Source organism: Kitasatospora sp. NPDC101108, assembly GCF_055584725.1.
In genome coordinates this window covers 536,619-546,950 of the sequence record NZ_JBVJLM010000005.1, presented here as the reverse complement: position 1 = coordinate 546,950, position 10,332 = coordinate 536,619, and the positions used below count along the sequence as shown (strand labels likewise).

Here is a 10,332-nt window from a genome sequence, read left to right as displayed (position 1 = left end):
TCCGCCGCTACATCATCTGGCGGAACAAGCACGCCGCCGACGAGCGCCTACGCGAAGTCGTTACCAGGGCGAACGTTGCCTGATGTGGCACTAGGCGCAACCTGGGCCACGAGCCCCGGGGCGCGCAATGGTTGGTCTACGGCAAGGACGCAGCCGTGTTGGCGCACGCGCTGGCCGGAATCGCCGTGTACCTGCACCACTGGTAGCCAGCCCCGAGGCTTCGTGTTTCCCGCTGGGGGCCGTTTCGCGCTAACGGGGCGGCCCCCTCACACGTATTAAACTACCCTGGATTCCGCTTGTTTGGACAGCAGTTGCCACTACAGGCCTGGTCGTCCAAGTCTGCCTGGCCTGTGTCCGACGCCCAAGTCCTGGACAGCATCGCCGCCGATCCGAACGGCGGTCTCTGGCTGGCCGGATTCACAAGCGAGCATGATCCGCCACTTCCAGCCTCCCCGCTGACCCAACGAGAAGATCGCGTTCGCGCCGCCACCAGCGCACCGACGTCCTACGCACCCGTACCGGTGCGCCGATGTACCGCTACGCACGCCGAAGGTCGAAAGCGACCAACGGCGGTCTGCAGGCCGAGAGCGACAGCCCGGGGAATTTCACCTGCCGGGCCGAAGGGGTGGTGCAGTTGATCCCATGCGAATTTCGTGGGCATGGGTATCGCGTCCTGGTGCATCCCGGCGACTTCTTTACGGATCGGGCCGTTGATGGGCCGTTCGAAGATCGGTGCCCGCATGCTACACCGGCCCCACCAGGCACGGGAGAGCGTGGGGAGATCCCTAGATCGATTGCCGCGACTGGGCGCAGAGCCGGCCCGATGGACCATCAGATCCGGTCAGCAAGAGGTCAGCATAAGTACGAGCAGACTCTGTCTTACAAGCTCGGACATGAGATTCGCTCACTCTCGGGAGCGCGCGGCTGCGCGAGCGCCAGCAGGACCTTCTGCGCCCCCCTTTCGCCGATTGCAACCGACCGCTCGGCGCCCACCGAAGAGCTCCCGCTGCGGTGCGGCATGGGACATCCTTGCAGGTCAGAGCGCAATACCGATTCGTCGCCCGCCTGGATGGTGCTCACGTGATCGCGCAGCCAGCCGCCGAGCCTTCCCGACTTCTCTCGACGCTCCCAGGCCTGTAGGGTCTGCTCACCGGATCGGTCGACGTACTTCGCCCAGCAGTACAACGGCTCCTACCACTCCGGCCTGATGCGCGGCGCCTATCACTTCGCGCTGCCGAACAACTCCTCCGGCTCCGCCCAGGCCAACTGGTTCGTCGACCACGGCGGCGGCTGGTCCGCCGACGGCGCGACCCTGCCCCCCGCGCTCGACATCGACTACAACCCGTACGGCGCCAGCTGCTACGGCCTCAGCCAGAGCGCCATGGTCAGCTGGATCAGCGCCTTCAGCAACACCGTCCGCAGCCGCACCGGCCGCTACCCGACGATCTACACCACCACCAACTGGTGGTCGACCTGCACCGGCAACTACGGCGGCTTCGGCGCCACCAACCCGCTGTGGATCGCCCGTTACTCCTCCACCGTCGGCACCCTGCCGAACGGCTGGAGCTACCAGACCTTCTGGCAGTACTCCGACACCGGCACCTTCCCCGGTGACCAGGACCTGTTCAACGGCGCCGCCGACCGGCTGAGCGCGCTCGCCCTGGGCTGACCGAACGGGGCGGCCGCCGCACTCCCGAGAGGACGCGGCGGCCGCCCCCCGGCCCGGAACCAGGCCGAGCCGGTGTTCACCAGCGGATCAGCGGATGCCGGCCGCCACCGGGAGGTGGTCGCTGCCGTGGCGGGCGCAACGCGGTTTCACCAGGTGACGGTGGTGGTGGCGCCGGTGGTGCTGTGGGTGCCGTCGACGCCGACGGAGGTGACCGTCAGCGTGGTGGTGGTCTCGCCGTTGCGGTCGAGCCGGGGCAGGTAGTAGACGGTGTTGGGGGTGGCGCCCAGGTGGATGAGAGCGCCACCGGTGCCACGGCGGATCTCGTAGTGGCGGACCGTGCCGGTGTCCGTCGGGGCCGTCCAGGACAGGCGCAGGGCCCTGCGGTCGGGCGCGAGTGTCGTGGTGCGGTTGACGGTCAGGCCCGACGGGGCGGGAGGCGGGGTGAAGGCCGAGTCGTGGACGGCGAGTTGGCCGACCCGGATGTCACAGGCCAGATCGGTCGCAGCGTTGCCCAGGGCGACTCGCAGGCCGAGCTGGACGAGGGTCCTGCCCGCGGAATCACCGAGGCCGGCGGTGTAGGTCTTCCAGCCGCTGCTGTCGGAGGTCGTCAGCTCCACGGACCGTGGCTCCGTCGGTGCGTCCTCGAAGGCGACCAGGGCGTGGAAGCTGAACTTCTCGTCCGTGGGGGTCTTGGCCCGGATGGTGATTCCGGTGTTCGCGGTGACGGGCAGCCAGGTCTGGTACAGGCGCACGCACGCCTCGAAGTGCGGGGCGAGGGCGCCGGTCAGGCGCAGGCAGGAGCCGCCCTCCCACGCCTCGTCGAAGTCCAGGGAGGCGTGCAGCCGGGAGTTGCCGGTCCACCAGGTGATCCACCGGTAGGTGGGCAGGACGTCCTGCAGGGACAGGTTCGCCCAACCGTGCCCGCCGGGGGCCGTCGTCTCCGCGCCGGCATGGCGGAAGCCCCTGCCGTGGCCGGTGTTGAAGTGCGTGACGAACGGCAGGGACAGGACCGGCGTGTGCTCGGCGACATGGGCGGCGATCCCCGGCCAGCCCGCGTCGGACGGGTTGTGGCACGGGCCGGTCCAGTAGTCGGCCTCCGCCCGGTAGAAGTGTCCCAGCCAGGCGTCCTCGGGCTCCGCGGGCTGATTGGAGAGCGTGTGCGCGGCGAACAGCGCCAGCGACCCGCGGTGCTCGTCCTTCTCCGGGCACACCAGCCGCGCCAGACCGGGGTTCTCGGGCACCCCGCGCACCAGTTCCAGACCCCAGTACACGTCGTAGCAGCTCCGCTGGATCTTCTCGGCCGTGGCGAGGGACGTGGCGATCTCCTTGTCGCCCCAGCCGTAGTCGATGAAGACCGAGTCGCAGACCCGCCGGTCGCCGTCCTGAAGGTAGAACTCGTTCCTGTCGTCGCCGCTGTCGCTCAGCCGACGGCGCTGGCCCTGGTACCAGGTGAAGTCGATGCCGGAGCGAGCCTGGGCATAGGCGAGGGTGGCCCGCAGTCCGGCCTCGGTCGCCTCGTCCGTGGGCGTCTCGTAGTTGATGAACCAGCCGTCGAACCCGAAGTACGCCGCTACCTCGATCAGCTTGTCCGCCACCGGGTACGAAACGACGCCTCCCGTGCTCCTCTTCTGCACGAAGTCCTTGACCCATTCCGGCTCTCCGCCGTCACCGGTCGGCGGGAAGAACACGCTGCCGTAGACCTTGACGCCGTTACGGTGCGCGGCATCCGTCACGTGACCGTTCGGCGGGCAGATCAGCCCCTTGCTGGCCTCACCGGCCCAGAACACCAGCACATCCACGTACTGCCAGTAGCCGAACGCGTAGAAGCGGTGGTCCGTCACCCCTTGGGCGGGGTTCTGCGCGATGCGCCAGAACTCCGCGCACGACATGATGCGCCCCTCCTCCGCGCGGGCCTTGCTGTGCGCCCGCAGGGCCTCCTGCTGCACCCGTGGGCGCAGCGGCACACAGCTGCGGTTGAACCTGGCATCCGGGTCCTGCTGCGGATCCCACTGCAGGATGCTGCGGCCGGCCTCGGGCTTGTTCGGCCCCGGATGCCAGTAGGGCACGTACGGGGGGTCGGCCTCGGTCTCGGGGTGCGGATCGTCGAAGCCGGAAGGCGGGATCATCGGGTCTCCTCAGTCGTTGACATGCGGAGCGTTCCCGTATCGTCACTCTCCGTATCGACCCGTCCGAATGAGTCCGCCCGGCCGGCCCACGCCCTCCCGGGCGACCTGACCGTCAGCCGTCGGCAGCGATCACCGTCGCCGCTCACGACGGAGCGGCTGCCGCCCCCCGGGGTACGGCAGCCGCTCCTCGATCCGGAGCACGGCTCAGCGCGGGTCGATCAGCTCCGGCGCGTACACCGTGCCCAGCGGCTCCGGCCCCACGTACTGCTGGCAGTTGCACCGCCCCGCCTCATAGCGCACCGGGCGGCGGTCGGCGTCCCAGGCGGTGGGCGTCTCGACCACCTCGTGGCAGCGGCCCTGCTTGTCGTGCTTGGCCAGGTGGTGGGTGCAGCCGCAGACCGGCTCGGGCGGCCGGTTGGCCGCGTCCAGGGCCAGGCGCTGCTGGTGCTGGGCGTTGAGCAGTTCGAGCTTGCGCTCGTGCCGCTCCTTCACGTCCCGGCGCACCCGGTTGGCGATCGCCCCGCCTCCGTAGAGCACGGCGGGCACCAGCCACCACATGTTCCACAACGAGTCCACCGACGACCCCCACCCATCCCGTTGTCCCTGGTGCAGATCATACGGCCGACCAGCGAAGACGGTGGACCGGGAACGCCCGGCCCCCGGCGGCTCACCGGATGATGGGCAGCACCGGTTCCGAACTGCGCCCCGCCGCGGCCTCGATGAAGGCCACCGGGTCCGCGGCCTCGGCCAGCAGTCCGCGGGTGAAGTGCAGGGCCTCCTCGGCGGGTGCCGGTCCGCCGACGGCGTCGATCAGGTCGAGCAGGTGGACGGTGGCCTCCATCAGCGCCACCTCGCCGAGCGCCCCCACCGTCACCTTCCCGAGCAGCGGGTGCGCCACCACGGTGTCGGGCGGGAGGTCCGCGATCCCGGCCAGGGCGGCCGGGCCCTCGATGCCGAACCGGGCGACCAGTGCGGCCGGTTCGGTCTCCCTGGCGGCCTCCTTGGCCATCTCGGCGATCTGCCCGGCGGCGGTGTGGGCGAGCCCGCCCGGCCGGTTGAACGTCCGCAGGATCTCCGCCCCGGCGGTCAGCCCCGCCGGGCCCTCGACCACCACCTCGCGCAGCCCGGCGAACTGCTCCGGCGCCGGCGCCACGTGGGCGTAGAGGTCCCGGACGGTCCACTCGGACAGCCGGGTGGGCCGGTCCCAGTCCTCCGGACCCAGGGCCGCCCCGCGCTCCGCCCAGGATGCCCAGGCATCGGCCAACAGCTTGCTGACGCGGTCGTTCTGACTGTCCATCGGGCCCTCCTCGGACCAGTGCTCACCGGAGTACCCCACGCTACCCGCCCGCACCGACAAAGCCGCTCGCGTCCCCGTGGACGTGGTCGCCACCATCGGCCCATGACCGGCATTCCCGCCCGCCCGCTGCCCGTGACCGCCGCCGCCCGGACGGCCGGCTGCTGACCGCCCTCGGCTCGGCCGCCCTGGTGGGATGGCTGGCCGTCCGGCTGCTGCTGCCCGGCTGAACCGGACCGCCGTTCACCACCGCCGACCCCACACCGACCCACGCCGACCCGACACCGACCCGCCGATCAGCTACGGTCCGTGACCGACCAGGCCGCCCACCAGGCCTGTTTTCCACCTATTCGTCCCTTGTATCCTGGATCTGTATCCGCTGCGTAACTTGCCCCACCCGCCCGGCACCACACGGCACCACACGACAGGGCCCGGCCGACGACGTCGGCACCGACTCGGAGGAGTACGGCCATGGTTGAGCGGGACGCCCCCGAGAAGCGGGGACGCCTGAACCGCCCCCTGGTGCTCCAGGCCGCCGTGGCACTGGTGGACCGCGAGGGGCTCGGCGCGCTCACCATGCGCAGGCTGGCCACGGAGCTCGGTGTCGAGTCGATGGCGCTGTACCGCTACACCCCCGGAAAGGAAGCCCTGCTGGACGGCCTGACCGAGGCCTACTTCACCGAGATCAACGCCCGGCTGCGCACCAGCGCCGGCGGCGGCCCGCACGAGCCCGAATGGCGGACGGAGCTGCGCCGGATCGCCCAGGCCTTCGCCGCCGTGGCCCACGCCCACCCCGAGATCCTGCCGCTGGTGGCGACCCGCCCGCTTTCCGTCCCGGTGTCCCGGCGGCCGGCCCCGGCGCTCGAACTCACCGAGCACATCCTGTCGGTGCTCGGGCGGGCCGGTTTCGACGACGCCACCGCCCTGACCGTCTACCGCAGCTTCGTGGCCTGGAACCTCGGCTGCCTGCTGGTGGACAAGCGCCAGGTGGTCGACAACCCGGAGGAGCCGGACCCGGCGCTGCGGCTGGGCCTGCACCGGCTGTCCGCCACCGAGTTCCCTCGGCTGCGCGCGCTGGTCCCCCGCTTCGCCGAGTTCGACGACCAGGCCGAGATGCTGGCCGGCCTCGACAGTCTGCTGAACGGGATGCCGGAGCCGCCCCTTGACGCCTTCTACGGCGACGGCGGATCCTGAGGATACGAGGTACACGTCGGACATATCCGTGCTCGTCACCAGAGGTCGCCATGTCCGCCGTCCCATCCACACCCCCCACCCGGCCCGACATCCTCAAGCTCCGCGTCACCGCGAAGGACGCAAACACCCTGCGCGCCCTGCTGCGCGAGGCCCGTCCCGACACCGGCGGTCGCCCGCGGACGGAGCCGGACGGCCGCGTCGGCATCGACGTCTACGCCCCCGAGGACCAGGTGGCGACCCTCGAACGCGAGGGCGTCACGGTCACCCGCATCGGGAACGCCAGTGAGGCCGGGCGGGCCGCCCAGGCCGAGGTCGGAACCGGCGACCGGTTCGCCGCCGCCGACGCCGTCCCGCGCGGCCTGGCCGCCAAGCTCGCCGGCTGAGCCGGGAGGCCCGTCATGCCGTACCTGAACATCACCGAGGTCGAGTCGGCGGTGACCAGCCTGGCCGCCGCCTATCCCGGTACCACCGAGCTCATCACCCTGCCCGAGCCCACGATCGAGAACCGCACCGCCCACGCCCTGCTGGTCGGAGCCCCCGCCCCGGTCCCCAAGGACTGCGTCATCCTGATCGGCGGTGTGCACGCCCGCGAGTGGGGCAGCTGCGAGATCCTGGTGCACTTCGCCGCCGACCTGCTGGAGGCCTACCGGTCCGGCACCGGTCTGGGCTACGGCGGCACCACCTTCACCCCGGGCCAGGTCGAGGAGCTGCTCCAGCGGCTGGACCTGGTCGTCTTCCCGCTCGTCAACCCGGACGGCCGGCTGTACAGCCAGACCGTCGACCCGATGTGGCGCAAGAACCGCAACCCGGCCAACTCCAGCGGCAGTTCGAACCCCGACTGCATCGGCATCGACCTCAACCGCAACTACGACTTCCTCTTCGACTTCACCACCGCCTTCGCGCCGACCGCCACCCCCCAGGTCTCGACCGACCCGTGCGACCAGCAGGTCTACCAGGGCCCGAGCGCGTTCTCCGAGCCCGAGACCCGCAACGTCCGCTGGCTGCTGGACCGGTACCCGCGGACGAGGTGGCTCGTCGACGTGCACAGCTACTCCCAGGACATGCTCTGCAACTGGGGCGACGACGAGAACCAGTCGGACGACCCGTCGATGAACTTCCGCAACCCCCGGTACGACGGCAAGCGCGGACTCGCGGGCGACACCGCGTACGCCGAGTACATCCCCAAGGACGACGCCGACATCGCCCTCGAACTCGCCACCGCCTTCTGCCAGGGCCTCCGGGGCGTGCGCGGCAAGGCCTACGAGCCGCTGACCGGCTTCCACCTCTACCCCACCAGCGGGACCAGCGACGACTACGTCTTCTCCCGCCACTTCACCGACCCCGCCCAGGGCAAGGTGCTGGGCTTCACCGTCGAGTGGGGCACCGTGTTCCACCCGCCGTGGGCCGAGATGGAGAAGATCGTCCTCGACGTGGACGCCGGGCTCGTCCAGTTCTGCCTGGCCACCGCCTGAACACCGCCGAACCATCAGTGCCCGACAGCGGGGCGCCCGCCACGACCGGTCGTGGCGGGCGACCTGGTGTTCGGGCACGCGGTTCAGGCGGCCCGGTGGAAGAAGAACGGGTCGATCGAGATCGGCACCACGGTCCCGTCGAGGTTGAGCAGTTGGTGGGTGGCGAAGTTGGCGTTGCGCTGGTAGGTCACACCGGACGGGAAGTTGGTCAGGTCCGGCGTGTTGTTCCCGGAGAACACGCCGTAGAAGTCGCGGCCCAGCGCGAGCATCCGGATGTAGTCGCCGAGGTAGGGCAGCTGGGTCCCCGCGGGCGGGACGTCGGCCCGGGCCTGGTGCAGCACGTGCTGCTGGGAGGGCGTCTGCCAGCCGTCGGCGGACAGTTCGAGCCTGGTGGTCCAGTGGTTGTTGGAGAACTGCTGGTAGACCAGCCCGACCAGTCCGTCGGAGTTGACCGCCAGGCCGGGGTTCCTGGCGTCGGCGAGGTTGAACGGGGTCGTGGTCCACGTCTGGCCGCGATCCACCGAATGTGCCACGTGCAGGACGCAGTTGACACCGGCCGGGCCGTCCAGGTCTCCCCAGGCGATCCAGACCTTGCCGGAGTCGGTGGGGTCGACCGCGATCGCCAGGTCGCCGCCGAGACGGTCCTGCCCCATGATCCCGTCGGGGTCCTTCTTGTTGGTGACGGCCCGCATGCCGACGAAACCGCCGGGGTCCCTCAGGGCGTTGAAGGGGTTGGGCCCGACGGCGCCACCGTCGTCGCGGGTGACCACGATGTCGAAGCTGACGTTGGTGCCGTCGAAGCCCTGCCAGCTCTGCAGCGCCCCGTACACCGTGCCGTCGGGGTGCACGGCGACCCGGACCGGCGGCCCGTCCTGCTCGATGGTCTTGCGGGTCTCGATGGTGGTGGCTGTGAATCCGGCCGGTGCGGGCGCCGTCCGGGCGTCGCCCGAGACGTCCACGGTGGCGGTCTGACCGCTGCCCTTCTTGCCGACGGCCGCACCGGTGTTGTTGCCGGCGACGTAGACGCGGTCCCGGTCGGCACCGTTCACACCGACGGTGTCGGCGACCACCCAGGGCTGGTCCTCGTCGTTGCGCGTGACGAGGACCTCCATCGGCGCGGTCGAGCCGATGGAGGGCGAACGCAGGATCTCCATGATGAGGATTCTCTTCATGGCGGCCTGGCCGTTGAGGATTCCCGCGTACAGCGCACCGCCGCGGGACGCGAAGCTCACCGTGATGTCCCCGGTCCCCAGGAACGGGCTGCCGTTGGGGACGACGGTGCGCAGCACCCAGGTGTTCCCGCCGTCGGTCGAGACGTAGATCGGCGCCAGCGGGCCTCGCAGCGGGTCGCCGGTGAAGGCGGTCGCGACGATCTCGTTGGGCTGCTCGGGGTTGACGGCGATGTTGGGCTCGGCGTCCAGGGACCGGTCACCGCTCAACGACGCGGGTGTCATGTTGACGACCTTGATCGTGGGCATGGTGGATCACCTCCGTTGCCTCAGCACGGCGAGCTTGCCCGCCGGTTGGTAGTCGTCGGAGTCGACCAGCTGGAACGGGGCCGTCTCGCGCAGGTCGCCCTCGGTGGCGTGCAGGATCCACATCCCCTCCTGCCCGGCCCGGGGCTTGGGGACGCGGTGCCACATGAAGTCATGGCTGTTCGGGTAGAGGACGGCGATCCGTCCGGGGGAGACGGCGCCGTGCTCCACGTGTCGCACGTCGAGCTGGGCGCGCCACCACCGCGGCGCGTGTTCGCCGAGTTGGGGCTCGCCGACCCGCTCCAGCCCGACGACCACGCCGAGGACCACGGCGTCCGCCTGGGCGGCGTGGGCGGCCAGGTCCTCGTCCGCGATGTCGCGCAGGACGGCCGAGAAGGGCATCGAGTCGGCGGTGGTGGCCACGCGGGCGAGGTGCGGCTGGACCGCTTCGACGGGCAACCGGCCCACCTCGGTGACGGCGAGGCCGTCCCCGTAGGCCAGGCCCTGGGTGAAGAAGGCGGCCCTGTCGCCGACCTCGGCGGCGGCCGCGAGTTGGACGGTGACCTCGCTGCCGGCGAGCTGCTGGAAGGCGTCCGGTGCGTGCAGCACCTGGTCCACCTGGACGACGGCGGTCCGCTCGTCGGCCGTGACCGCGGTCAGCGAGGTGCCGCCCACCCGGGTGACCGTGCCCAGGAAGCTCAGCGGAGCCGTCCGGACGAGTGCGGCCAGGTCGGGGTCGGCGGCGGAAGTGGAAGTGGTGTCGGTCATGACTGCGCTCCTCTCCGCTCACCGCGCGGCGCGGGCCGGGGCCGGGTGCGCCCGGCGCCACTCGATCCGCGCGCCGAGCAGGCAGACGGCCGTGACCGCGGCCGCCACGGCGACCAGCAGCCATTCGGCCGCGCCGCTGCCGGCGTCCGGGTCGACGCCGAGGAACGCCTCGATCCACTGCGGCCACACCAGGGTGAGCAGGAACAGCAGCCCGGACAGCCCGCCGAGGGCCGTCTCCAGCCAGAAGCGGGGCCGGACCGGGCTCGATCGTTGCTGGATTCCGTGTGGGGAAGGCATCGCGCGCGCCTCCCTCTCCCTCCGCCCGGGCCGCACC

At 70.9% G+C, this 10,332-nt stretch carries 9 protein-coding genes and 2 pseudogenes; 5 read left to right on the top strand and 6 right to left on the bottom strand.

Annotation, left to right across the window (positions count from 1 at the left end):
• Both ACZ6Z8_RS15330 and ACZ6Z8_RS15325 read left to right on the top strand, forming a co-directional pair.
• Positions 1-83 (top strand): annotated as a pseudogene (locus tag ACZ6Z8_RS15330) (transposase); the annotation flags it as partial.
• A gap of 1,082 nt (positions 84-1,165) precedes the next feature.
• Positions 1,166-1,669 (top strand): annotated as a pseudogene (locus tag ACZ6Z8_RS15325) (GH25 family lysozyme); the annotation flags it as partial.
• A gap of 146 nt (positions 1,670-1,815) precedes the next feature.
• Here the strand turns inward: ACZ6Z8_RS15325 and ACZ6Z8_RS15320 are convergent.
• The 3 genes from ACZ6Z8_RS15320 to ACZ6Z8_RS15310 all read right to left on the bottom strand — a co-directional run bounded on the left by ACZ6Z8_RS15320 (position 1,816) and on the right by ACZ6Z8_RS15310 (position 5,092).
• Positions 1,816-3,795 (bottom strand): endo-beta-N-acetylglucosaminidase, encoded by a 1,980-nt coding sequence (locus tag ACZ6Z8_RS15320; protein WP_465609849.1) that lies wholly within the window; start codon positions 3,793-3,795, stop codon positions 1,816-1,818.
• Positions 3,796-3,999: 204 nt separating this feature from the next.
• On the bottom strand, positions 4,000-4,353 hold the full coding sequence (locus ACZ6Z8_RS15315; protein ID WP_465609875.1) for a hypothetical protein: 354 nt from the start codon (positions 4,351-4,353) through the stop codon (positions 4,000-4,002).
• 109 nt (positions 4,354-4,462) lie between these two features.
• Positions 4,463-5,092 carry a maleylpyruvate isomerase N-terminal domain-containing protein gene (locus ACZ6Z8_RS15310; protein WP_465609847.1) on the bottom strand — a complete coding sequence of 210 codons (630 nt, stop codon included), beginning with the start codon at positions 5,090-5,092 and terminating at the stop codon, positions 4,463-4,465.
• Between the two features lie 468 nt (positions 5,093-5,560).
• Between ACZ6Z8_RS15310 and ACZ6Z8_RS15305 the strand changes: the two genes are divergently transcribed.
• Genes ACZ6Z8_RS15305 through ACZ6Z8_RS15295 form a run of 3 tightly spaced genes read left to right on the top strand, consistent with a single transcriptional unit; the run spans position 5,561 to position 7,755 of the window.
• A complete protein-coding gene (locus ACZ6Z8_RS15305; protein WP_465609846.1) occupies positions 5,561-6,283 on the top strand; it encodes a TetR/AcrR family transcriptional regulator in 723 nt (240 codons plus the stop codon).
• Between the two features lie 50 nt (positions 6,284-6,333).
• A complete protein-coding gene (locus ACZ6Z8_RS15300) occupies positions 6,334-6,666 on the top strand; it encodes a hypothetical protein (protein WP_465609844.1) in 333 nt (110 codons plus the stop codon).
• A 15-nt stretch (positions 6,667-6,681) separates the two neighbouring features.
• The gene (locus ACZ6Z8_RS15295) at positions 6,682-7,755 is read left to right on the top strand and encodes a M14 family metallopeptidase (RefSeq protein ID WP_465609842.1); all 1,074 of its coding nucleotides are present in this window, start codon (positions 6,682-6,684) and stop codon (positions 7,753-7,755) included.
• Positions 7,756-7,838: 83 nt separating this feature from the next.
• Here ACZ6Z8_RS15295 and ACZ6Z8_RS15290 read toward each other — a convergent pair whose 3' ends face one another.
• The 3 genes from ACZ6Z8_RS15290 to ACZ6Z8_RS15280 are packed head-to-tail and all read right to left on the bottom strand — an operon-like array spanning position 7,839 to position 10,295.
• Positions 7,839-9,233 (bottom strand): hypothetical protein, encoded by a 1,395-nt coding sequence (locus ACZ6Z8_RS15290; RefSeq protein WP_465609840.1) that lies wholly within the window; start codon positions 9,231-9,233, stop codon positions 7,839-7,841.
• 6 nt (positions 9,234-9,239) lie between these two features.
• Positions 9,240-9,998 (bottom strand): hypothetical protein, encoded by a 759-nt coding sequence (locus tag ACZ6Z8_RS15285; RefSeq protein ID WP_465609838.1) that lies wholly within the window; start codon positions 9,996-9,998, stop codon positions 9,240-9,242.
• Between the two features lie 18 nt (positions 9,999-10,016).
• On the bottom strand, positions 10,017-10,295 hold the full coding sequence (locus ACZ6Z8_RS15280) for an ABC transporter permease (RefSeq protein ID WP_465609836.1): 279 nt from the start codon (positions 10,293-10,295) through the stop codon (positions 10,017-10,019).
• Positions 10,296-10,332: the final 37 nt, after the last annotated feature.